This is a genomic window from Bombilactobacillus sp. ESL1202 (genome assembly GCF_058107125.1).
This window is the reverse complement of record NZ_CM176590.1, coordinates 1,276,826-1,300,903: the sequence shown is the minus strand read 5'-3', so window position 1 is coordinate 1,300,903 and position 24,078 is coordinate 1,276,826. Positions and strand designations below refer to the sequence as shown.

Sequence of the window (24,078 nt, the reverse complement as noted above, 5' to 3'; positions counted from 1 at the left end):
AAATATTTTTAGGTTTTAATAAATTAGTTACACGCTGCCAAGATCAACACTGAAACGTCAACTTTTTAATTGCTAAATTCCCCAGATTGATCAAACTAAAAACAAGTAGCTAACACCTGAATTATTATTGAAATTATTCAAAAACTAATTCTCTGACTGATTACTTATTGTCATGGATTGTTAAATTGCGCTCACAAAAGCAACAACTTACGTCCAAGTGGCCTTGTGCGCAGCTTAATTTTTATAATCTAGTTGAGAAATCACCACAAAACGGATCAACTGGATTAATACCCTTAAATTCACTTTGCCCCATTAATTTATCAAATACTGCTTGGATGGTTTCTTCATTACCGGTATAAGCATTGATATAAGTGGAAATATTTGGAATATCAAACAAGTGATATGGATTAGCAGTTGAAACAAAAATTGTCGGAATAGATTTCATAAACCACGGCGCATCGGCAGCCATTAAATGAACCCAATCTAAACGAGTTGTCGTTTGGTTGCTGGCAGTTTCGACATTAGCAACATATAAAGCCAAATCAAATTTTTCTTCTAAATCGGCCACACCTTCGTCAAAAACTTCGTGGAAGTCTAAGTGCTTTTGATCAAATAGAGTAACTTTGAAACCACGTTGTTCTAATTGTTTTTGTAAGCTAGCAGTGACGCTGCCACCTTCTTTAAACCCTCCATCATCGCTATCGCCTAATACCACTAAGCGCACCCGCGGATATTTTTCTGGCGTCATTGGTAGCAACTGATCACGATCTTTAACTAATGTCACCGATTGATCAGCTAACTTTTGCGCTGCTTGGTGATGTTGTTCTAATTGTAAATCAATTGTTGCGGGCACTTGAGCTGTAAATTGACCCTGGACATTCATAATTCCTTGGGCTAATTTAGTAGCCAAAATCCGAGTTACTGCTTCATCCAAACGTTCTTGAGTAATAACGTTATCTGCCACGGCTTGGGTAACAAAGGCATAATCTTCATCAATATTTTTATTAAATAAAATCATATCAATGCCTGCATTGATGGTTGCTGGCAATAAATCTTTTCGAGCCATTGCTGCATTATAACCAATCATTGGCGTTGCATCAGTGATTGTTAAACCATTAAATTGCAAAACATCACGTAATAAACCATCAATCAATAGTTTTGAACTAGAAGCGGGTCGTAAATCTTGATCACTGATTCCTGGTTCCAAGGCTCTTTCCCAAGCTGGTTGCATAATATGGGCAATCATCACTGCTGGAACACCATCATTAATTAACTGATGATAAATTTGACCGTACGAATTCATCCAGTCTTCTTTTGACAAAGAATTAACGGAACTAACCAGATGTTGGTCACGTTCGTCAACCCCATCACCAGGAAAATGCTTGATCACAGGAATTACTTGGTTTTCATCTAAACCTTTAATTTGCGCCTGCGCCATTTTTACAACCCGTTGTTGATCACTACCAAAAGTCCGCGTATTCATAATCGGATTGCGAAAATTATTGTCAATATCAACAATTGGTGCAAATGACATATTGCCCCCAACTTGATGAGCTTCACTACCAGCAACATTGCCTAATTGATAAGCATTATCTGCATTGTCACTTGCAGCCACTTGCAATGGTGTTCCATACCAAGTTCCTTCACTCACTAAACCGTTACCACCAGATTCCAAATTGGCAGCTGTTAATAATGGAATCTGACTGTTAGTTTGGGCAGTAGCTAATTCACGCTTGATTTTTTCAGCTTGATCAGGACGATACATAATGCCACCGGGTTGATATTTCTTCATAAAGGCCGCTAAATCAGTGGCTTGTTCATCGGGACCAATGACAAAAAATAATTGCCCAATTTTTTCTTGATTATTCATTGTTGCTAATTTTTGCTTTAAATAAGTAATTTGTTCTTGCGTTAAGTTATATGGTTTTGCCGTTAAATTTACCATTTGTTAACCTCCATTAGATTACAATCTTGTATCGATTTCATTTTAGCGAAGATAAATTCTTGACACTATTGCTAAAAGGTATAAGTCATCTGTTCATTTCATAGATAATCAAAAAGTCAATGTGCTTTTTTGATAAATAGTTTATTATTAAAGTAAAAGATCCTAACATTGGGGGACTTATCGTGAAGACTGAATTATTAAAAATTTTACGTACAAAAAATCATCCACGCGATTGGGATGAAGTCTCAAAAACTTTTGCCCAACAAGGTAGTATGCTTAAAAAAGTCGGCAAAGTTATTGACGAACCCACATATGAATTTTTTGAAACCTACTCTGACGATCTCGTCTTAAATTTGAATGCGATTACAATTTCACTACAGCCAGTGAACTCCTATATTCCTTATCACCTCCATAATTATGTTGAAATCATGATTCCCTTAGCAGGTGGCTGTACCGTCTATTTAGAAAAACAAAAGGTGCAGCTGAATTGCGAAGATGTTTTATTCGTAGGTAATCATACTCCACATAAAGTTGAACCCATTGGTTCCAATGATATTGTCGTTAATATTGCCTTAAAAAGTTCGGCTTTTTCTCTGAATGACTTAAACTTTTTGCACCGTAATGGCACTAGTTCTAATATTTCCAACTTATTATTTACATTACTTTCTAATGAAAATTATAGCGCTGGACGCTATGTTTGGTTTAAAGTCCAACATGAACCTAAAATCGTCAACAACATTTATGACATTATTGACGAATATTATCACTATGATATTCAATCACACCAAATTATCCGATTTGACATTCTAGCTTTATTTTCACGCTTAATTCGCCAGGCTTATCATTATAAAGCTCAAGCTATGAAAGTTAAAGATTCGCAAATTAACTTACTATCTTTGTTACTCTACATTGAAAATAATTTTCGCACCATTACTTTAGATCAAATGGCTCAATATTTTGGCTTTAATCCTAATTACCTATCAACTTATCTCAAAAAAGAAACTGGTCAAACCTTTATTCAACTAGTGCACTTACAACGAGTCAATACTGCTGGTGAATATTTAATTTATACCAAGGCGCCCATTGAAACTATCGCTAGCGAAGTTGGTTATGAAAACCCTTCTTATTTTTACAAAATTTTCAAAAAAATCCTGGGTGTTTCACCAGCTGTTTATCGTAAAAATAATCAATAATAAAAAGCTGAGAACAAGCTCACTTTCATAAATTAAGTAGCGCCTGGAATAATAAGATTAAAGTTCTTATTCTGAAAAATTAATTTTTTCTACCCTCGGCATCTTCAAATTCAGCAGCATAAATGTTCAGTTTATCAGTTAATTTTATTGATATTAAAATTGTAATTTTTAATTTATGTTGATTTATCACTAAGAAATCAACATAAATATTATTAGTTTTCAATCTAGTTATTTAATTCATATCCTGCATATACTATTCATGAAATCGAATCCATTATTGATAAAAAAAGGAGTCAGTTTGATGAATAAATTCCAAGAAATCTTACAAAAGACTTTGGTTCCGTTGTCCAACAAAATCGGTCAAAGTAAAATTTTACAAAGCATTTCCGCTGGTATGGTCATGACTTTGCCAATTACGATTGGTGCCTCAGTCTTTTCCATTTTAGCTAGTTTTCCGATCAAGAGTGTCAGCAACTGGTTTAATGCTTTAAAAATTACGCAACCGATGAACGCCGTCGTAAACGGTTCAATGAATATTTTGGCCGTCTTTATTGTTTTTTGTATTGCTTATAGTTATGCACAAAAGAGCAAAGCCAATGGCGTTATTGCCGGTTTATTTAGTTTATCTAGCTTTTTTGTTTTAGCACCCCAAAGTGTGGGGCACGGCAAAAGTACCGTCAACGCTTTTGAAATGCAGTACATGGGTAGTCAAGGAATTATTGTTGCTATTATTTTAGCTATTTTAATCAGCATGTTATACGTGCGCTTAAACCAAGTCCAAGGTTTAAAAATTAAATTGCCCGACTCAGTCCCCAGCATGGTCAGCTCTTCTATTGAGCCCTTGATTATTGGAATCATTATTTTTACATTAGTCTTTATTGTCGGTGCTGGTTTCAGCTATACACCATACAAAGACGTCTTCCACTTTGTCAATCAATTAATTACGACGCCTTTGTTACACGTCGGTGGTTCTGCTTGGACTATTATTTTAGTCATTGCCTTATCCAATCTATTATTCTTCTTTGGAGTTCATCCTGCAGCCATCCAATCAGTTTTGATGCCAATCGTAATTTCCATGATGGTGGCGAGTGCTCCAGCTTTTCAAAAAGGCCAGACCATTCCTTATTTACAAAACTTAGTAGCGTTCACTTTTTCCAACAATGATGCTGCTGGTGCTACACTAAGTTTGGTCTTAGCGGGCTTAATTTTTGGTAAATCCAAACGCTATAAAGAATTCTTTAAAGTGTCCTCAATTCCTAATCTGTTTAACATTAATGAACCGATTGTTTTTGGCTTACCAATCGTTTTAAATGCCCTCTTGTTTATTCCCTTTGTTTTATCATCATTAATTTCTGGTTTAATTGCTATCGGAGCAGTTAAAATTGGTTTTATTACGATGTATAATCCAACATTGAGTCTCGGTATGCCTTGGACAATGCCTAAAATCATTTCAGACTTTTTAATTATGGGTTGGCAAGGCATTGTTATTTGGTTAATTAATTTTGTTTTGATGTTTTTACTTTATTTACCGTTCTTCAAAATCTTAGATCAACAAGCTGTGGCTGCTGAAGTTCAAGAAGCCCATGCTCAAGGAGAAAAATAATGACTATTTTAAAAAAATTACCGCAAGATTTCCCTGCAGATTTTTTATGGGGTGCCAGTACTTCTGCTTTTCAAGTGGAAGGTGCTAGTCAAGAAGATGGCAAAGGGGTCACTGTTGCTGATTTACGTTCACAAAAAAGTAAATATTTAAACACTTCTGTTTCAGTTGATCACTATCATCACCTAGAAGAAGATGTCAAATTGATGGCTCAACTAGGCCTAAAGAGTTACCGTTTTTCCATTAGCTGGGCCCGAATTTTTCCCCAAGGTAATGATAAACAATATAACCAAGCAGGAGTAGATTTCTATAATCGTTTAATTAACTTATTAATAGCAAATCAAATTGAACCGATTGTGACCATGTTTCATTTTGATTTACCACAAGGCTTGGTTGACCAATATAACGGTTGGACCAATCGCCAATGTATTGATGATTTTTACAACTATGCCCAGACCTTATTTCAACTATTTGGCGACCGTGTTCATTATTGGCTCACTATTAATGAACAATCTTTACTGGCCAATGTGCCGACAATGAATGGTGTCAAAGCTGAAAATCCACAAGATTTACGACAAAAAGGTGAACAATCTAACTACAATATGTTTTTGGCTCAAGCCAAGGTTTACCAATTATGTCATCAAATGTTACCGACTGCTAAAATTGGCCCCGCTGTGTCTTATATGACTACGTTACCATACGATCATACTTCCAGTGACGTATTAAAAAGTAAACAATTAGAAGATTTTATTGGCTATATTGATATGGATATTGCCTTACGAGGCGAATTACCCAGTTATTATTTACGCTATTTACAAGATAATCACATCAAGCTACAAACTAAGGTGGAAGATGAAGCCATTTTTCAAGCCGGACGAGCTGACTTTTTAGGATTAAATTGGTACTCAACTAGTATTTTTAAATTAAATGAGCAGGCTAATCCCAAAATGTTAGATGGCGTCATTGCTGGCGTGGAAAAAGTTCAAGATAAACGTTTACTAAATTCTGATTGGGATTTTTCTTGTGATCCGCAAGGCTTACGCTACGCTCTACAAAAAGTTAACGATCGTTTTCCCAATATCCCTATTATGATTACCGAATGTGGCTGGTCAGAAAAAGAAACACTTGGTGTTGATGGCCAAATTCATGATCAAAATCGGGTCCATTATTTACACGATCATATTTATCAACTGCGCGAAGCCATCAAAGACGGCGTCAACGTGATTTCCTTTAATCCCTGGTCTTTTCTTGATTTAATCAGTGTTCATGATGGCATTGATAAACGCTACGGTCTAGTGTTTGTTGACCGCGATAATTCTAGTGCAAAACAACAAAAACGTTATCCCAAAGATAGTTATTATTTTTATCAAAAAGTCATTGCCACTAATGCCAAAAATATAAAAACTATGGATTAATCATTGTCATTGACAATGATAGTTCAAGGTTGGGACAAAAGATTAATGTTCGTATCTATTACAAATCAAACGAACATTAGTCTTTTGTCTCAGCCTCTTTTTTTGCCATGAAAAAGGCACTCGCATACTAAACGACTTTTATTCCAGCCATCAGCAACTTTAATATTTTGCTTGCGCCGTTCAGGATCAGAGAAACCGCTGAAATAATTTTTTGACCTCTATCAAGGTAGTTTGATCTAATTATCGTATTATTGTCATTTTTTTATTGAAACTATAATCTGGAAAGCCAACTAGCACCGAATTTAAAATATTATTTTGAAAATAGGAAATGAATATATTTTATCCGTTTTTTCGATATAGCAACTGCATAATTTCAATCTTATACTTGAAATAGTCACTGAAAGCGTAAACAAAGCAAAGGAGAGAAATTTAAATGACTAAAAAACAACTATCAATGGCCGTTGGTATTTTAAGTATGAACCTATTGCTAATGCTCAGCACCACTGCTAGTGCAGCTATTGCCGCGATTACCAAATCGTTTCCTAGTGAACCGGTTTCCAAAGTCCAATTAATTGGTTCTATTCCACAGTTAGGTCAAATTATTGCCACTGCATTATTTACTTATTTAGCTTTTGTCATGACTCGTAAAAACTTAGGACTAGTAGCTGTCGGACTCGTGGCCTTAGCAGGAATGGCACCAGCAGTTTATAGTAGTAATTTAAATATTATTTTAGCTTGTATGGTTTTGGTCGGCTTTGGCACCGGTACCATCACTAATTTAGTACCCGTTTTATTACAAGAAAACTTTGAAGGTGAAACCAGAGCCACCGTTATGGGCTGGGCTGCCGGTGTTACTAATGTCGGTATGATGGTCTTTACCGCTTTAGGTGGTTTTTTAGGTAGTTTAAACTGGCGGAACTTATTCTGGGTTTACGGCTTAGCCTTAATTGTCTTTGTGTTGGCCTTTTTCTTAATTCCACAAGATGTTAAATTATCTGCAACTACCAAAGATTCCAAAGAGACTCAGTCAAAAGTTGGTCTATGGTCTTTACTAAAAGGTTTAAATGGTTATGTTTATATTATCTACATCATTAACTTCATGTTATCTTTAGCCATGATGACTTTCGTTTCCAATCAATCCATTGTTTTAGCCGCCCAAAATAAAGGTACTGCTTATGTTGGTATGGTCACAGCTTTAGGCAATGTTGGTGGTATTTTAACAGCCGCCTTTTTAAAATACATTCGTAAGTTAACCAAGAATGATACGATTGCTTGGGGCTTTGTTGCCTTTGCCCTCTCATTTGTCTGCATCATCTTCTCTTCTAATATTGTGATGCACATCATTGGCAACGCCTTTTCTGGGATGGGGATTGTGTTAGTTAACGCTACGGCGCCTTATGAAATGTCAATTCTAACTGATCAAAAACAATTTACCATTGCCATTTCGATTAATACTTTATTAGGTTCTATTGCAGGCATGATTGTGCCTATTTTATTAGCTGCGTTACAGATTAAACCTGGTTACAATTCATTTATCGCAGGCATGATTGTTTCCATTATTGTTGCCGCTATTTTAATTATTACACGCTTTGGTACTAAAGTTGAAAAAATCAGTCAAGCTAAAACAGCCGCTCAAAAAGATGCTTAAAGATTAAGTTAAACAAGTAGTCTTATAAAGTACCAATTATCAATAACTAATAACATAAGTGAGGTTTTAATTATCATGGTTCAGTTTCAAATTGATTCAACAAAAGTAACAAACTTTCCCCATTACTGGGAACTATGCGTTGGTAGTTGTCACGCCTATACTGCTTTACGGGCTGACTATCAAGCTCAACTAACTAAAGCTCATCAAGAACTTGGTTTTAAATACGTGCGTTTCCACGGTCTATTCGATGATGAAATGAGTGTCTGTATTGAAAATTTTGGCTTTGATGGTCAGTCGCAAGGAATTGTCTACAATTTTACTAATATTGATAAAATCATTGATTTTCTCTTGAGTATTGATATGAAACCTTTCTTAGAATTAGGTTTCATGCCGACTTGTTTAGCTTCGGGCGATGGTCGAGTTTTTGCCTATGGTGGCAATAACTCCATGCCCGCTCATGATGAACAATGGGAAGAACTCATTCAACGTTTTACCAATCACATTATTGATCGTTACGGCAAAACCGAAGTGGAGTCTTGGTTCTTTGAAGTGTGGAATGAACCTAATTTGCCCTTGTTTTTTGCAGGCAATCAACAAGATTATTTTCATTTATATGAGATAACGGCGCGTACTATTAAGAAAATTGATGCACATTTACAAATCGGTGGACCCGCAACCTCTTTTAACGCTTGGATTGCTGATATGGTTGATTTTTGTCACCAAAACCAAGTTCCACTCGACTTTATTTCTTCCCATCACTACCCGACTGATGATCCCTTATGGCAAAGTGGCATGGAGATTGATGAATTCTTCAAGCAAACAGGGGGGCAAAAAACGGAATATCGGCGGGGCGTACTCCAAAAAATGACGCGGATTGCTCACCAAGAAGCCCAAGGTTTACCATTGTATTACACGGAATGGAATGTTTCTGCAATGTTAGGTGACGCCATTCATGATGAACCTTATGCCGCTGCCATGATTGCTAAAACTTTAGCAGATAATGATGGGTTGGTCACAGGTTACTCATTTTGGACATTCTCTGATATTTTTGAAGAACAATCGCAAAAACCAGGTGTCTTTCACGGTGGTTTTGGCCTACAAACTACTGCTGGCATTGCTAAACCAGCTTATCGTTTATTTGAAATCTTCCATCACTTAGGCACCGAACGTTTAGCAGTTACTTCTTCAGATAGTCCAACGGTTGAATTATTAGCTGTTAAAAAGGGCTCAGAGTTGCAGTTAGTACTTTATAATCACAATGTCCCTGATCAGCCAATTGCTAGTGAAGAAGTTAAAATCCAATTGACTATTCAAAAGGACTGTGAAGGTCTTTTACAACGCATAGATGATAATCACGCCAATGCTAAAAAGATTTGGCAACTGCTTGGTTCACCAAAAGATCTTACTGCAGAGCAATTGCAACAATTACAGACTGCATCACAACTACAAACTGAAACCATTACTGCTCATGATGGTCAAATCCAATTGACATTAGCTCCACATGCGTGCTTCTTCATCAGTTTGCCACATTATTTTTAAAAATTAATCTCGATCAAAACCTCCAAATTGAATTAGCAATTTCAATTATGGAGGTTTTTTGTTTATCATTATTTTTTAACTTATCTTTTTGATTTTTTTAAGTTTTTTAAATAATATCTAAGAAATCAACATACAATTACCATTTTTTACATATGGAGAAAGCGATTAACACCTTATATGATAATTAAGGAGTTTACATAGCTCATAATATTAGAAGGGATTTCAACACATGAATCGAAAAAAAACAACTTTAGCAATCGGCATTTTAAGTATGAACTTACTACTAATGACCGGATCAATCATTGGTTCTGCCATTGCGGCCATTGCTAAATCTTTCCCCAATGAACCAATTTCCAAAGTGCAAATGGTTAGCTCTATTTCTCAATTAGGCCAATTAGTTGCCACAATTTTATTTACTTGGTTAACTTATCAAATGACCCGCAAAAATATTGGCTTGATGGCCGTCTTATTTGTTGCAATCAGTGGTGTCATTCCCTTATTTTATCCCAATAGTCTAAACTTAATTCTTGCCTGTATGGTCTTATTAGGTTGTGGTGCTGGCTTAATCAGTAACGTTAGTCCTATTTTGCTACAAGAACATTTTGAAGGTGAAGATCGAGCTAGTGTCATGGGCTGGTCTGTTGGGTTTAACAACTTAGGAATGATGATTTTTACAGCTTTAGGTGGCTTTTTAGGTGGTTCTAACTGGCATAACTTATTTTGGGTTTATACTTTAGCCTTTGTCGTCTTACTAATTGTTTGGTTCTTGGTTCCACAAGATACCAAAATTACAGCTACTAAAGATAATCAGGGTCAAAAGCAAAGTTTTTGGCAGTCATTTAAAAGCTTAAACTGGCATATTTATTTGATCATTATTTTAACTTTCTTTACTTCCTTAGCGTTAATGATCTTTATGTCCAATCAATCGATTGCTTTAGCCTCTCAAGGACGCGGTACTGCTTATACAGGACTAATTACCGCGATTGGTAATATCGGTGGTATTTTAACTGGTTTCTTATTGAAATACATTCGTAAGGTTACCAAATCTAATACTTTAGCCTTCGGCTTCGTGGCCTTTGCCTTATCATATGTTTTTGTGATCTTTTTCCACAATCCAGTTTGCCACATCTTAGGAAATATGTTTTCTGGCATGGGAATCGTGATGGTCAACGCCACTATTCAGTTTGAATTATCAATCTTGGCAGATCAAAAACAATTTCCAGTGGTTATTTCCATGAACACTTTTATTTCTTCAATTGCTGGAATGATTGCCCCAATTTTATTAGCCGCAATTAAAATCCCAGCGGGCAATGCTTCATTCATTGCTGCTACTGTCATGTGCGGTGTCATTGCCTTACTATTATTACTTACTCGCATGGGTAAAGTTATTGAAAAAGAACAGGCAAAACAAACAGTAGCAGAATAATCATTCTTAATTAAGCACAGGGTTATGCTTAACATCAAGAAAAACCTAATTCATAAAAGCTTCTAATAGTTAGTTAAAATCTAATTACTAGAAGCTTTTTATTGTGTTTCTAAATCATCAAAATCATTGCAAAGCAATCATAACATTTTAGTTTTTACTGCAGCGTCCAGCACCCAAATAACCTCTGACTTATCAATTTTAATTATACAAAAAGTGGTGAATAAATAATTCCGTCGAATCATCTATCCACCACTAAACTTAGAATGTTTTTATCTCAACCTTATTTCCTAAATTAATAGTTACTACTTATCTTAGTGCTTCATTATGATCTGGGTCAATTACTACCCACTAATCTTTTTGCGCTTACTGGCTGGCGCAATACCTAATTGTTGCCGATATTTAGCTACCGTACGCCGGGCTACAGGCTGATTTTGTTGTGCTAATAACTGACTAATCTTTTGGTCACTTAACGGATGCTTAACATCTTCTTGGTTAATAATTTGCTTGATTTGCTGTAAAACTTGATCAACTGATTGGTCTGAGTGCAGACTACTGCGTTTGGTAAACAGATTTTTCAAAGGTAAAATGCCTGTATCTGTTTGAAGGTATTTGCCACTAATTGCGCGACTAATTGTGGATTCACTCAAATTCAATTTTTGCGCTACATCTCTTAACAACAAAGGTTTTAATGGTGTCTGGGGATCTAAAAAATAGTCATATTGAACACTTAAAACCAGCTGACCAATCAAACTCAAAGTTTCCAAACGCCGATTTAAATTCTGTTGCAAACTTTGATAAGCTTGTAACTTTTGTTTGACATAATGTTGCACGGCTTGATCAGTGGACTGTTTTAGCGCGTCATAAGTTTCTTGCACAAACACTAAGTTAGGATAACCATATTTAGTCACGCTTAAAGTTAGCCGTTGATTTTGTTGCTGGATTAATAACTCTGGTAAAACATATTCCGTCGTAGAATTGGCTTTGACATAGGGATAGGGACTAAGTTTTTGAACTAAAATAAAAGCTTGTTGCACGGCAGTCAACTCTACCTGCAAAGCACGGGCAATAAATTGCCAGTCGTGCGCAACAACCTGCTCAAAATAATCTTGCAACATCACTTTTGCTAACTGGCGACTTGAAGATACCGGCAATGCGCGCACTTGTAACAGCAAACATTCGCGCAAATCTTGCGCTCCCACGCCTGGGGGATCTAAGTTAAACAACAACTCTTTGGCATCTGCTAATGCTACGGGCGTAATTTGTAATTGCTCCTGTAATTGTTTGTCCGTTAACAATAAGTAGCCATGTTCATCTAGTTCCATAATTAAAGCAATCACTACGTGTTGCAATTTAGTCGGACGCATTGTCAAACGCACTTGTTCCAGTAAGTAATCATAAATGCTGGTCACTTGGTTGTTCGTCTGATTCACTTCAGCGGCTAAACTAATTTCACTCTGTGACAACCGGGGGTTGACATCAAACAACGGATTTTCTAAGCTTTGTTCTTTAACGTACTCATTTAAATCCACCAAATTACTTTGCAGCATCCATAATGACTGCTTCATTGTTTGCGTTAAAACTAAACTATGTATTTGCTTTTGATTCAATTGATAGCCTTGTTGTAAACTCATGTGACAAATTCCCCCCTTGTGTTAATTATGCCACAAGACCTAATTTTAACCAATTTTGAGACACAAAAAAAGGCGGGGTCAAAAGTCACTTCACAGTTGCGCAGTAACGTTATTCAATCTCCCAGTTCGAACTGGAATGGAAAGTTTGAATCGCCTTAGGTAAAAACTGCTAACTTTTAAAACACAATAATGATTAACGCACGGTTCATTTAAAACAGAACCCGCTTAATCTAATTGCTCCCGCCTTAGTCTCAATTAAATTTTCAATTATTTATTAGGTAACGGTTTTTCCGTAGTAATAATCACACCACTGACTAATAGTAAAATTCCTAACAAACCATAAACAACAAAGATTGGGCCAAAAGAGTGAATTTGGCCTTCAACAATTCCGGTTAAAGTCGGACCAATGGCCGCTAACAAATAGCCGACTGATTGCGCAGTGCCGGATAATTTTGCTGTTTGATAAACCGAACTCGTTTTACGCTGGAAAAAGACCATACATAAACTAAAAGCTGAACCCGAAGCTAGACCGGCAACAATGGCTAAGATCACGTTACCAATAAAACTATGCGGTACTAATAAGAAACCAAAGGCTCCGATAGCAAAGCCTCCACCAACAATCGCGACACTAGTATACATGCCCGGTTTTCTGGCGGCTAAAACCGGAATTAGCAACGACATTGGCATCCCACACAACTGATAAATTGTGGCCAATAATCCTGCTTGCGTTGTGGAAAAACTATTATGACTCCAAAAAACGGGCAACCAGGTCAACATAGAATAATATAAGAGTGACTGCGTGCCAAAAAAGAACGTCACAAACCAAGTTAAACGATACTTACTTAAAGGTGGTTGGGCTACTTTTTGTTGATTAACGGCCGTCGTTTTCTGAGGCAATCGCCGTACTACTACCCACCAAACTAAAAAGGCTAGTAAGCTAACCGTTGTCATAATCGCAATTGTCGTGGCTAAATTGGTTTGCTTAACTAATGGTGCGGCTAAGCCAGTGCCGGCTGACGCCACTAATCCCATCGTAAACGTATATAAACTCGTTAACAGCGTTGATTTTCGTGGAAAATATTCTTGAATAACCGCTGGTAACAAAACATTACCGCCGGAAATACCAATCCCAACTAAGACTGTTCCTAATAATAAGACCCAGCTGCTCGGAATGACCCGTAAATAACCCCCAATTGTCAAGGTTAATAACGTGAACCATAAAACGCGAGCATGACCAAATTTAATCCCCCATTTAGCAATTAAGGGCGACAACAAGGCAAACATCACCAACGGAATAGTGGTTAAGAGGCCACTCCAACTAGTAGCGAAACCTAAATTAGCATGTAACCAAGGTAAAATTGGTGGCAACATGGTAATTGGTAACCGCAAATTGGCAGCGATTAAGATAATTCCGATGCCAATTCCGAAATAAGTTTTTTTCTTCAAAAGCTAACATCCCTTTTACATTAATTCTTTTATTGCACTACAAACCAGAACTTAACTTTGTTAATTCGCGAATCTACCATTAAATTCTTGTTTCAGTTCCATTTGTTCAAAAGCACAGCAAAAATAACTTTACTAGTAATTAGTTCTCTTGGCAAGTTAAAATCAATAATCTGTTAGTTTAATTCTCTGCAACTAACCCCCAAACTAGCTTTAGCTAACAAAAAAGCCCCCGTCAAAATAATTTTAACTTAAGGAGGCTCGTTATTAGTACTAGTTCTTTATCGGAAACTTTTGAACAATCGTTATTAACGTTTTAATTGCGCACTAATATCAATGATGGCATTTTTACCAGCTGATAACAATTGCAGTTTATCAATATCATCAGTAATTGCTGATTGATTCACAAAATCAATAATCATGGCTAAATTAATTCCACTAATTACTTGTAACCGTGGGTATTTAGCCATCATCCGTAAAACGACATCTGATGGCGTGCCACCAAAGATATCAACTGCTACTAAAGTGTCTTCATCTAATTTTTGCTCCAAAACAGCCTCGGCACTCTTTTGAAAATCAGCTGCACCTTGATCTTTTCCTAAACCAACAGCATAAACGTTGTCAATTGGTCCCACAATCATTTCTGCACTAGCTAAGGCTTCTATCGCCATCTGACCGTGGCTCATCAATAACATTCGCATTTTTTAATCCCCCAGGTTCAAATTAATTGAGTCTTAACCAAACTTAACCAGTTTAACACATTAAGCAAGCATGCAAAACAACTAACTTTGCTGGGACAAGTTTTGTGGAACTTGAGCTACAATCGGATCCAGCTGGTGCATCGCAAAAACACTTAAACGATGCATAGCTCGCGAAGCAATAGTATAAATTAATTGTCGTTCATCCGCCTGAAAAACCCCCGCACTAGTATTCCACATAATAACCGCATCAAATTCTAATCCCTTAGCTAAATAAGCAGGAATCACAATATTACCACTAGCTAAACGCTGATTTTCAGAACGAATCAAAGTCACATGTTCCGTCGCTTTTAATTGTTGGTAAACTTGTTGGGCTTGCTGTAAATCGCGCGTAATGATGGCCGTAACATAATTACTTTGTTGATTCAGCTCTAGTTGCCGCTTAACAGCTTGGAACATTTGTGCCCGGTCAGCGGTAACTTTAATATTTGGTAAATCACCGTCCCGCTGAAATGGTGTAATTGTCTCACCATAAGTTAATAAGGCTTTGGTAAACTCAGTAATTTGCTTAGTCGAACGATAAGAATGAGTTAACTGAACAACTTTAGTTTTATCAGCATCAAACAATTTGGTAATTTCCTTGAGCAAAACATTGCCCTGATCTTTAATCATAATTGATTGATTTAAATCGCCTAACATAGTATAACGGGCGCGCGGAAAACTATACTTTAAATACGCTAATTGAAACGGCGTATAATCTTGAATTTCATCAATAAAGACAAATTTCATACTCGTATCTCCATGATAACCGGTAATTAAATCATATAAATATAAGTATGGTGAAATATCATTAATTGTAATTTTTTGGTCGTTTAAATTTTGTTTAAACTCTTGTAAATGTTGTTGCCACTGTTCTGCTGTAATCTGAAATTTACTTAAATCTAATAATTGAGGCACTGACTGTAAAAACTTTTGGTAAGTAGCCGTAATATTAATGTAATTGTTATGCTGAATTTTACGTGCCAGTGGTTTAAAAGCCTGGATTACAATCTTGCGTGCCAAAAATTTTTGTTCCGCATCACTATTTTTAAATTCTTGGTCAGGGTAATCATACAAGGATCGTAATTGTTCTTGACTTAAAGATTCAATCGTTTCTTGCACCCATTTTTTGCGCATTTCTTGACCTAAGCGTTGATTAAGAAGTTTCAATAGTTTCTGTTGCGTCGCATCAATTCGGTTAATTAATTTATACTGTGGGCCAAAACTATAATAAATTTCAGCAATTTTTTCTTGAGAAATTAAGACGCGCTGCCTAAATTTTAAATCGCGAAAATACACGCCTCCACTGCCCAAAATCCGGGCATAATTAGTTTCTAATTTAAAAAATTCTAAATCGGTCATTAAATCGGCAACTGGCTGTTTGGCTTGTTTAGTTGCTTGTTCAAACTGTTCAAATAAAGTTTGTAACTGTAAATGCGGCAAGCGCCGAGCAACATATTGCAAATAAGTCATTTGCACCATATTTTGCTCGCCCATTTCTGGTAAAACTTGACTAACATAATCGTTAAACAACATGTTCGGTGAAAACATTAACACTTGCCCAGAAGTTAATTTTTTGCGGTAACGATATAATAAATATGCGATCCGTTGCATAATCGCGGAAGTTTTACCGGAGCCAGCGGCACCTTGAACAAATAATAAATCCGAGGTGGTATCGCGAATAATTTGATTTTGTTCACGCTGAATAGTCGTCACAATCCCGCGCATTTTGGTACTAGCTTTTTCATCTAAAACTTCCAAAAGCATTTGATCGCCGATTGTTTCTTCAGTATCATACAGGGTTTTAATTTGTCCGTCTTCAATGATAAACTGCCGCTTTAACTGTACATCAACCGCTTGTTCGCCATCGGGCGTTTGGTAACTAATTTGGCCTAAGTCACCATCATAGTAAATCGAAGAGATAGGCGCACGCCAATCATAAACTAAAAAATGATCATTCCGATCAGTAAAAGATCCTAAACCGATATAAATCGACTCTGGTTTACCCGCCGGTAACTCTCGAAAATCAATGCGCGCAAAATATGGATTTCGTTCCAATTTTTGCAACACACCTAACTGTTGACGTGAACGTTGCCAAGCATTGTTACGTTCCGCTAGCATTTGTTGCTGTTGATGAATTGATAAAGCCCCCGCCATCGAAATTGAATCATCACCTAGACCAATATGCACATCATCCCCAAATGTGCGATCAATTTCTTTAATATCAGCCTTGGCAGTTGCAATACTTTTCGTTAACTTTAATTCAGCTTGCTTAATCTGGTGCACAACTTGATTCAAATGTGCTTGCTCTTGCTGCTTTGCAGTTTGTTTTGTCATACGAATTTCTATCCCCAAGTTTATGAATTAATGATTAAATATTTAGTCAAATATTCTAGCATACCCTTGACCAAAATAACAGTATTGCATCAAGAAGTGGTAAAAAGTTGAATATCCTAGACAACAACGTCTTAAACAGGGTTGGGACAATAAGATTAATGCTTTTATTCTATTTTTCGTTTTCCATTAAGCCAATATATATTTCAGCAACTAGTTCTTAGTTTCCAATTTTTTCAGTAAGCAGCCATTAACCACGTACAAAATCGCATTGATTATTACAAAAATTAAATCATTAATCAAGGTTGCACCAATGCCACCACGTACTGTCATTTGACCATAACCCACTTGATAAGTAAACCAATCAGAAAAATCAATTAACCGCACACACAAGTAGATGGCGGCAATAATAGCTACTATATAAACTATCCACCGCAGCCAAATTTGATAACCAGCGGGCAGATAATCCAAAACATAATTACTTGTGAAGTTCACTAATTGCATCAACAAGAGTACAAACAGAGCCATAACTACGACAGTAATCACAACGATAACAATAATCGCTACGGTCTGTTCCCCATTAAATGGGTATTTTCCCTGACCAATCCAAGCTTTTTGCTGACGAACAAGGGTTAAAAGATAACTGAGTCCCAGACAGATTCCATAAATCACCCCAATATATAACCAATCTAACAAAACGCTGACTAACTGTAACGTATAGAACTGCCAATCACTGACTGGCACTAGCCGATATTGATTGTGATAAACTTGATTTTTCGCAATTAACATCGTACTAATTAAGAGAATAAGCCCAAAAACAGTTTCCCACATTACTACATTAACAAAAATAGATAATGACCAATCAGATTGAGAACTAAGATCTTTGCCCGTAAATAAAACGCCCCAACAACTAACAACGAAAAACAACAAATTAATTAATAAGATATTAGTTGTTTTTTTAACTTGTTCTTTTGTTAATACTTTTAATAGTTGCCAATTATTAGTCACCTTTTATCACTACCCTTATTATTTAGTGGTCTCTAAATGTTGCGTCAACCAACTATTCAAACCAATTAAAACCAGATCAAACAATAAAAAGACCCCGTTGGTAACTAACATTGATGAAATAATACTAGTACCAAAATTAACACTTGATCCATGTGAACTAACATTAACATTAAAACTTTGGGGATTATCAATTTGATTAAATATTGATAATAAGTCGCCAATCACTTTAATCGTCAAGATAATCACAATAATATAAACAATCCATTTAACTAGTTGTGACGTGCCTCCTGGTAAATAATCTAGGACAAATTTGCTAATAAAGTTCACAAAGTTAATTAATAAGGTCACCATTAAGGCAAATAAAGCGATCGCACAAGCACCTAATAAAATACCTTGTAAAAAGTTACCATTAATTGCTTGTTGCTGATAATGCGCCACAGAGAAGAAAAAAGGAATGGCAAACAAAACTGCTTGAACTATTAACACATAAAGCCAACTAATTAACATCCCTGCTAATTGCATCAAATAGGTTTTCCAATTGGCAATCGGCACCAACTGATAACGATTGCTAAACACTTGATGTTGAATGATAACTGCCGACTGAATTACGACTACCACCGCTGCTACCATGCCCCAAACCATGACGCTTACTGCAGTAGAACCACTCCAAGAATCCATGCCACTATCAGTAAACATCATGATGAAAACTGTGACGACATCAAATAATAAATTAATTAATAACAAACGTGTAATTTTTTGAAATTGTTCTCTTGTAGTTGCTTTGAAAGCTGCTGACCAACTAGTCATTTTTAATCTCCCCCATTGACTTTTTATTTTTTTGGTTCTAAATAATTAATTAACCAAGCATTAACCCCGATTAAAACGACTACTGTCAAGAACGTGAAGACATAATTACCATTAAAATTTAATGCTCCAGAATGATAATCAATGGCTCCTAAAGTAATCATGTGTAAAAGATAAATTGCTTGATTAAACAACTTAATTGCTAAATAAGTAATCACTAAATAAACTACGACAGTTACTATCTTGGATTGGCGAATTGGTAAGTAATCTAATAAAATATTGCCACTAAAACTAATCAGATTAACAAATAACAGGCTTAAAATCACCGTTCCTAATAAAACCAAACCTATCAAAAAACCTGCTGACCAATCAATTTGATCAAAGATTTTAAAATGTTGAATGAAATAATATAAATTTCGATTTTGTTGCCAAATTTCAATTAAGACAATTCCAAAGGCAATAATTAATAAACACAGTTGCATTAGGCCAAAAGCAAACCAATTCACGATTATACCAACAATTTGTGTTACATAAATCTTCCAGTCGGCAATTGGAATTAGTCGATAACGATTACTATTGATTTGCCTTTGTGTTAAGACAATATTCTGAACAACAAAGACCACCGCAAAAATCATGGTTAATAACAAAACACTAAAGAATAAGGATTCCGCCCAATAACGATTACCGGAAAATAAAACCATTACCCAGGAAATAATGATAAATAAACTATTAAAGATTAGATTACTTCTGAGTTGTTTGAATTGCGCTAAACTAACTGCCTTAAACAGCGACCACCAATTAGTCATCAACTATCTCCTCGTCTTCATCTTCTGTATATAAGCTTTCAAAATATTCTTCAATTGAGCATTGTTCCTGCTCTAAAATATCTTCAGTGGCACGATGATTCAAAATCGTTTGATCTTTGATAATAATTAACTCATCCAAAATTTGACTAATTTCTTCTAAATGATGACTACTAATTAAAACTGAAGCGGAGTCATCAACCCAATTAAGCATCCCTTGAATAATCTTCTTACGGCTCATTACATCAATGCCGCTAAACGGTTCATCTAATAAATACAGTTGAGCTTGACGCGCTAAAGTTAAAGCAATCGTCAAACGTTCTTTGGTCCCCTTTGATAAACTACCAAGTTTTTGCTGTTGGTCTAACTTTAAGAATTGAGCTAATTGATTATAACGTTCATTAGAAAAATCAGGATAAACCGTTTGGTAAAAGTGAACAATCTCTTTAATTCTAGTTTGGCGACCAAAACCTAATAGTTCATCAGAATAACTAACATGAGCTTGACGTTCCACTAAATTTTGGTTGCCGTCAAATAAAATCTGACCTTTATAATGTTTGGCTACACCAGCAATTAAACGCATCAAAGTTGTTTTACCGGCACCATTCGCACCCGCTAAGCCAATAAAATGACCCGTTTGGAGTTGTAAATTAACATCCTTTAAAATCAAGTGATTATTCTTACGATAGTTTAAAGCGTTAATTTCTAATAAATTACTTGTCATGCTGATTCATCCTTTCACCTAAATACAATTTAATGTAATAAAACATTTCACCCTGATCTAGTCCCATCTGTGATAAAGATTCATACATTGAGCCCAAAGTTTGATCAATAATTTGATTACGCAATTGGTCCACAATTTGTGGATCTTCCGTCACAAAATTGCCTTTGCCACGTTTGGTCATGACAACCTGCTCTTGAATCAATTCCGCCAATGCTTTTTGAATTGTATTAATGTTGACTTCTAAAGTAACTGATAGTTCACGCACTGACGGTAACTTTGCTCCAAGTTGATATTTACCAGCAATAATTTGCCGATTAATTAAATCTTTAATTTGTAAATAGATCGGAATATTATCTTTAAATTTCATAATATCCTCCTTTATCCGTGTACCAATACAGTATAACACCTATTTAAAAAATTACAAGGCACGCTAATTTTAAAACTAAAAAAGTGCTGTGTTCCCAACTAAGTTTTTCTTTCAACTTAGCGAATCACAGCACTTTAATTTAATTGAAAATTTTTCTGTTTTACTTACCTGCTTTTGGTAAAGACGGATTACTATCATCATATTCATATTGGCTAATATAACCATTTTGCATATAATTTCGTAAGCGATCCACTTCCGGTCCATGATCAGCATCCAACAGTTGGGGAAAGCCACCCCGAATAGTATTATCATAGGCCGCTTGTGTATTTTCCTGCGGGCTAATGGCTTGAATTAAATCAAAGGCGCGGCCGGAAACAATGTCATCAAAGTACCACTTTTCTAAATCTTCAAAAATAATTTCAATTTGTCCGTGTGGCACACCTTTCAAACATTTCGCCGTTTTGACTTCAGCACGACTACGATGTTGAAGTGAATCCGATTTTTTTAAATCATAATAATAAATTTTAGTGCCTGCTGTAAAAATAACTTGTTCTAAATCGCCTGCTTCATTTAAGGCAATACTGGTCATTTTTTCTGGAACATCTTTCAAAGCCGGTAAAACTTTTTTCACTTTGACTTCTGGCAAATATTTCCGAACAAATTGTTCATTATCGGCCAAATCAACACTCATCAATAGACCTCCAATTTTTTATAAAAATACTATCTAAACTTCACCCAACTACTGATCAATGTTTATAAATCACAAAGATTAACCCCAAAACCGCTACGAGGACAATCACTGCTGCAAAAATTTTTTCATATTTAGTAAAGACTGGCTGGTGGGGTGCATACTGCTTTCGGCCGTAGATAAAGACGGGAATTCCGAGTGCATAAATAATAAAGGATAAAGTTGTGTATTCAATTCCAGCTGCATAGCCCATAAATAAAGTTCCTAAAGCTCCCAACAAACTAATATAGTGGGCCTTCTTTTGTGATGTCGTCGTCGTTAAATGTTGTGGATTAAAGGTTTGCTCACTACCACTAGCCTTAAAGAGATACATCATTGAAATTAAATACGGTGGCACAGTCATGGTACCAACGATTGTCAACATAGTATTAAACGCATTACCAGCAAAATGAGTCCCGATAATAATAATTTGCATCACAATCGTGGAAACAATCACAGAAAATGAGGGCACATTGTTTTTATTAATTTTGGCAAAAGCTTTAGGAAAAGTGCGGTCTTCTGCAGCTGCGGCCGGCATTTGCGATAATAATAAAGTCCAAGTTAGCCAACTTGATAACACAGCCAAGATAACACCAAAAGTGATAATCAACCGCCCCCAAGGCCCAACGACAATATTCATCAACTCACCAGAAGACGGTGAATGCATTTGCGCAATTTGACCATAGCTCTTTAAGCCTAATGGTAGTAAAGATGCCATCGCATAAAGTACCAGACAAATTAAGAAACCATATTTGGTAGCAGTCCGCACGTCTTTTTGGCTCCGCGCTTTATCAGATAAAACGACCGCTCCTTCAACACCACCAAAGACCCAGAGTGTTGTCATCATCGTGTTCTTAACCTGAGAAGCTAAAGAACCTAGATTTTTATCACCTAAACTGCTAATTGCGTGATTAGCAAACATGTTGGTCGTAAACGTCTGCCAATTAAAGACCACAATCATTGTAATTAAGAAGACCGCTGTGGATAATAACATCACCACCGTTCCTGTAATATCAACCCAACTAGCACCTTTAATTCCGTTTAAAATTAATAAACTCATTCCCCATAGAATTAAGCTATTTAAGATTAAAGATGGAATATTATTACCATTGCCAAAAGTTCCCGGCCATAAGGTATTTAAAGTCGACATCAATAAAACTGCATACGTCACGTTAGCAAAACATTCACAGATCCAATAACCCCAACTGACAAAAAAGCCCGTAAATCGTCCAAAACCATCATCAGCATATTTATATAAACCGGTAGTAAACTGTGGCCGGATTTCGGAAAGCGTCAAGAAGGACCGCACAATAAACCACATGATAATCCCCGTCAAAATCCAGCCCAAAACTTGACCAATCATTCCCGCTTTAATGGCCATATTTTGCGGTAAATCATAGATTCCACCGCCAACCATTGCCGACAAGACAAAAGCAATTAAAGCTAAAACGCCAACTTTTTGGGTATTGGAACTTTTTGTTGTTTGTTTCTTTGTTGCCGCCATTGTTCCTGCCCCCGCCTAATATTTAATATTTTTCGTTTCAACAATGGAATCATAATTCATTTGTTCTAACCATTGTGGTAAGGTCAAATTTTCCATAATTTCCATGTCTTTGTCAGGTGTTAGAATTGAACCATTAGGAATCGAATCAATTGGCAAAGAGAAGTACGGTGCTGCTGTAATGGCATTACCGATTTGTCCCGGTTCCATCATCGTATGCGCAAAACCAATCCAAGAACTAGCAAACGAAGTATCTGCATCTTGACCACAAGCCGCAATTGATTTAGCAATAGCTTTTCGGCGCGTTTTTAAAAATGCAATCAGTTCATCTTCACTCGGAGTATTCCAAACACCCGCATCTTCAATATACATACTGGAGTTATGCTCAGGATCTTTAGCAAAAGAAATCGCAATGGCCGACCACACACCATAACCTTGACCAGGTTTCATTTCCTGATCAGCTTTTGGTCGAGAAGCTGTCACCCCTTTATTAGCACAAACAATAAAACTGCCGGGAGCTGGATAATGGCGGCGCTCATCACGAACACCAAAATATTCAACTAACGAATCTTGCAGTGGTTTAGCATCATAAATTGGCAAACTACTTTGGTCCCATTGATCAACTTCAAATAACGGTTGAACCTGATCAACTTGTGGATTACGCAACAAATCATAGCCCAAAAAATGACCTTGTGGACCAGTAAAACTAGAAGCCGTTGTCATATTAATTTGACCAATGTAAGCATTTTTAGTTTCTGCCCGATCATAAGAAACAATGCCGTCTAACACGTCATCATCGGTTTTATCGCGAACACCGGCATCTACTTTAATCCCTGTCACGTAACCATTACCCAAATTTCCGGGTTCCATATAGCCCCGTGAATATTGGTGATATGGACTAATTGCAATCCGATCAATCCCAATTTTGTTGAGTTTTAAATCCAATTTTGCCATTTGATAACCCCCATAAGTTATTAAAATTGTTAAAACTAATTTCTAGAGCCATCATAAATTGGTGATATTTTTTTATCAAGAAATAAGCAATATAAGTTATATTATTTGACATTAATAATTGCTTTGAAGTTAAATTATGTATAAGCAGATACTTTTTAGAATTGTTATTTTTATTATCTGATTTAATTGTTATATTCAAATCAACGCCTGTATCAAGCCCACCTGTTCCAGCTAAAATCACTTGTTATTTGAATTGGCTTTGAAAAGTAAAATTCAATG

General features: G+C 36.1%; 20 protein-coding genes. 6 read left to right on the top strand and 14 right to left on the bottom strand.

What is annotated here, in order from left to right; genetic code table 11:
- Positions 1–241: 241 nt before the first annotated feature.
- Positions 242–1,945 (bottom strand): glycoside hydrolase family 3 protein, encoded by a 1,704-nt coding sequence (locus AC3B7A_RS05750; RefSeq protein ID WP_489755181.1) that lies wholly within the window; start codon positions 1,943–1,945, stop codon positions 242–244.
- A gap of 182 nt (positions 1,946–2,127) precedes the next feature.
- Here AC3B7A_RS05750 and AC3B7A_RS05745 point away from each other — a divergent pair, with 182 nt between their 5' ends.
- The 6 genes from AC3B7A_RS05745 (at position 2,128) to AC3B7A_RS05720 (ending at position 10,766) form a co-directional block, all read left to right on the top strand.
- A complete protein-coding gene (locus AC3B7A_RS05745; protein WP_489755180.1) occupies positions 2,128–3,138 on the top strand; it encodes an AraC family transcriptional regulator in 1,011 nt (336 codons plus the stop codon).
- Between the two features lie 301 nt (positions 3,139–3,439).
- Positions 3,440–4,741 (top strand): PTS sugar transporter subunit IIC, encoded by a 1,302-nt coding sequence (locus AC3B7A_RS05740; protein ID WP_489755179.1) that lies wholly within the window; start codon positions 3,440–3,442, stop codon positions 4,739–4,741.
- On the top strand, positions 4,741–6,153 hold the full coding sequence (locus AC3B7A_RS05735) for a glycoside hydrolase family 1 protein (RefSeq protein WP_489755178.1): 1,413 nt from the start codon (positions 4,741–4,743) through the stop codon (positions 6,151–6,153). The genes AC3B7A_RS05740 and AC3B7A_RS05735 overlap by 1 nt, the downstream gene beginning before the upstream one ends.
- Positions 6,154–6,586: 433 nt before the next feature.
- Positions 6,587–7,801 carry an MFS transporter gene (locus AC3B7A_RS05730; RefSeq protein ID WP_489755177.1) on the top strand — a complete coding sequence of 405 codons (1,215 nt, stop codon included), beginning with the start codon at positions 6,587–6,589 and terminating at the stop codon, positions 7,799–7,801.
- 75 nt (positions 7,802–7,876) lie between these two features.
- A complete protein-coding gene (locus AC3B7A_RS05725) occupies positions 7,877–9,340 on the top strand; it encodes a GH39 family glycosyl hydrolase (RefSeq protein ID WP_489755176.1) in 1,464 nt (487 codons plus the stop codon).
- A 229-nt stretch (positions 9,341–9,569) separates the two neighbouring features.
- The gene (locus tag AC3B7A_RS05720; RefSeq protein ID WP_489755175.1) at positions 9,570–10,766 is read left to right on the top strand and encodes an MFS transporter; all 1,197 of its coding nucleotides are present in this window, start codon (positions 9,570–9,572) and stop codon (positions 10,764–10,766) included.
- Positions 10,767–11,107: 341 nt separating this feature from the next.
- On the opposite strand, the gene rpoN is transcribed toward AC3B7A_RS05720, so the two are convergent.
- The 13 genes from rpoN to AC3B7A_RS05655 all read right to left on the bottom strand — a co-directional run bounded on the left by rpoN (position 11,108) and on the right by AC3B7A_RS05655 (position 24,040).
- The gene (rpoN, locus tag AC3B7A_RS05715) at positions 11,108–12,397 is read right to left on the bottom strand and encodes an RNA polymerase factor sigma-54 (protein ID WP_489755174.1); all 1,290 of its coding nucleotides are present in this window, start codon (positions 12,395–12,397) and stop codon (positions 11,108–11,110) included.
- Between the two features lie 267 nt (positions 12,398–12,664).
- Positions 12,665–13,843 (bottom strand): MFS transporter, encoded by a 1,179-nt coding sequence (locus AC3B7A_RS05710; protein WP_489755173.1) that lies wholly within the window; start codon positions 13,841–13,843, stop codon positions 12,665–12,667.
- Positions 13,844–14,148: 305 nt separating this feature from the next.
- Positions 14,149–14,541 (bottom strand): PTS sugar transporter subunit IIA, encoded by a 393-nt coding sequence (locus AC3B7A_RS05705; RefSeq protein ID WP_489755172.1) that lies wholly within the window; start codon positions 14,539–14,541, stop codon positions 14,149–14,151.
- Between the two features lie 81 nt (positions 14,542–14,622).
- Entirely contained in the window at positions 14,623–16,914 is a 2,292-nt protein-coding gene (helD, locus tag AC3B7A_RS05700) for an RNA polymerase recycling motor HelD (RefSeq protein WP_489755171.1), read from the bottom strand.
- A 210-nt stretch (positions 16,915–17,124) separates the two neighbouring features.
- Positions 17,125–17,919 (bottom strand): hypothetical protein, encoded by a 795-nt coding sequence (locus AC3B7A_RS05695; RefSeq protein ID WP_489755170.1) that lies wholly within the window; start codon positions 17,917–17,919, stop codon positions 17,125–17,127.
- 18 nt (positions 17,920–17,937) lie between these two features.
- Positions 17,938–18,726 (bottom strand): hypothetical protein, encoded by a 789-nt coding sequence (locus AC3B7A_RS05690; protein ID WP_489755169.1) that lies wholly within the window; start codon positions 18,724–18,726, stop codon positions 17,938–17,940.
- 23 nt (positions 18,727–18,749) lie between these two features.
- Positions 18,750–19,529 (bottom strand): hypothetical protein, encoded by a 780-nt coding sequence (locus AC3B7A_RS05685; protein WP_489755168.1) that lies wholly within the window; start codon positions 19,527–19,529, stop codon positions 18,750–18,752.
- The gene (locus AC3B7A_RS05680) at positions 19,522–20,250 is read right to left on the bottom strand and encodes an ATP-binding cassette domain-containing protein (RefSeq protein WP_489755167.1); all 729 of its coding nucleotides are present in this window, start codon (positions 20,248–20,250) and stop codon (positions 19,522–19,524) included. Before AC3B7A_RS05680 ends, AC3B7A_RS05685 begins: the two co-directional genes overlap by 8 nt.
- Positions 20,240–20,617 (bottom strand): GntR family transcriptional regulator, encoded by a 378-nt coding sequence (locus AC3B7A_RS05675; RefSeq protein WP_489755166.1) that lies wholly within the window; start codon positions 20,615–20,617, stop codon positions 20,240–20,242. Before AC3B7A_RS05675 ends, AC3B7A_RS05680 begins: the two co-directional genes overlap by 11 nt.
- Positions 20,618–20,777: 160 nt before the next feature.
- Positions 20,778–21,308 carry a histidine decarboxylase maturation protein HdcB gene (gene hdcB / locus AC3B7A_RS05670; protein WP_489755165.1) on the bottom strand — a complete coding sequence of 177 codons (531 nt, stop codon included), beginning with the start codon at positions 21,306–21,308 and terminating at the stop codon, positions 20,778–20,780.
- Positions 21,309–21,363: 55 nt separating this feature from the next.
- Positions 21,364–22,848, bottom strand: coding sequence for a basic amino acid/polyamine antiporter (locus tag AC3B7A_RS05665; RefSeq protein WP_489755164.1), 1,485 nt, complete (start codon positions 22,846–22,848; stop codon positions 21,364–21,366).
- A 15-nt stretch (positions 22,849–22,863) separates the two neighbouring features.
- Entirely contained in the window at positions 22,864–23,799 is a 936-nt protein-coding gene (gene hdcA, locus AC3B7A_RS05660; protein WP_489755163.1) for a histidine decarboxylase, pyruvoyl type, read from the bottom strand.
- Positions 23,759–24,040, bottom strand: a complete 282-nt coding sequence (locus AC3B7A_RS05655; protein WP_489755162.1) for a hypothetical protein — start codon at positions 24,038–24,040, stop codon at positions 23,759–23,761. The genes hdcA and AC3B7A_RS05655 overlap by 41 nt, the downstream gene beginning before the upstream one ends.
- Positions 24,041–24,078: the final 38 nt, after the last annotated feature.

What these genes read in the sequence shown, in the direction of transcription:
- AC3B7A_RS05680 (WP_489755167.1), bottom strand. Translation starts at nt 20,250, where the DNA reads ATGACAAGTAATTTATTAGAAATTAACGCTTTAAACTATCGTAAGAAT.
- rpoN (WP_489755174.1), bottom strand. Translation starts at nt 12,397, where the DNA reads ATGAGTTTACAACAAGGCTATCAATTGAATCAAAAGCAAATACATAGT.
- AC3B7A_RS05750 (WP_489755181.1), bottom strand. Translation starts at nt 1,945, where the DNA reads ATGGTAAATTTAACGGCAAAACCATATAACTTAACGCAAGAACAAATT.
- AC3B7A_RS05685 (WP_489755168.1), bottom strand. Translation starts at nt 19,529, where the DNA reads ATGACTAATTGGTGGTCGCTGTTTAAGGCAGTTAGTTTAGCGCAATTC.
- AC3B7A_RS05725 (WP_489755176.1), top strand. Translation starts at nt 7,877, where the DNA reads ATGGTTCAGTTTCAAATTGATTCAACAAAAGTAACAAACTTTCCCCAT.
- AC3B7A_RS05675 (WP_489755166.1), bottom strand. Translation starts at nt 20,617, where the DNA reads ATGAAATTTAAAGATAATATTCCGATCTATTTACAAATTAAAGATTTA.
- AC3B7A_RS05690 (WP_489755169.1), bottom strand. Translation starts at nt 18,726, where the DNA reads ATGACTAGTTGGTCAGCAGCTTTCAAAGCAACTACAAGAGAACAATTT.
- hdcB (WP_489755165.1), bottom strand. Translation starts at nt 21,308, where the DNA reads ATGAGTGTTGATTTGGCCGATAATGAACAATTTGTTCGGAAATATTTG.
- AC3B7A_RS05730 (WP_489755177.1), top strand. Translation starts at nt 6,587, where the DNA reads ATGACTAAAAAACAACTATCAATGGCCGTTGGTATTTTAAGTATGAAC.
- AC3B7A_RS05735 (WP_489755178.1), top strand. Translation starts at nt 4,741, where the DNA reads ATGACTATTTTAAAAAAATTACCGCAAGATTTCCCTGCAGATTTTTTA.
- AC3B7A_RS05665 (WP_489755164.1), bottom strand. Translation starts at nt 22,848, where the DNA reads ATGGCGGCAACAAAGAAACAAACAACAAAAAGTTCCAATACCCAAAAA.
- AC3B7A_RS05740 (WP_489755179.1), top strand. Translation starts at nt 3,440, where the DNA reads ATGAATAAATTCCAAGAAATCTTACAAAAGACTTTGGTTCCGTTGTCC.
- AC3B7A_RS05720 (WP_489755175.1), top strand. Translation starts at nt 9,570, where the DNA reads ATGAATCGAAAAAAAACAACTTTAGCAATCGGCATTTTAAGTATGAAC.
- AC3B7A_RS05705 (WP_489755172.1), bottom strand. Translation starts at nt 14,541, where the DNA reads ATGCGAATGTTATTGATGAGCCACGGTCAGATGGCGATAGAAGCCTTA.
- helD (WP_489755171.1), bottom strand. Translation starts at nt 16,914, where the DNA reads ATGACAAAACAAACTGCAAAGCAGCAAGAGCAAGCACATTTGAATCAA.
- hdcA (WP_489755163.1), bottom strand. Translation starts at nt 23,799, where the DNA reads ATGGCAAAATTGGATTTAAAACTCAACAAAATTGGGATTGATCGGATT.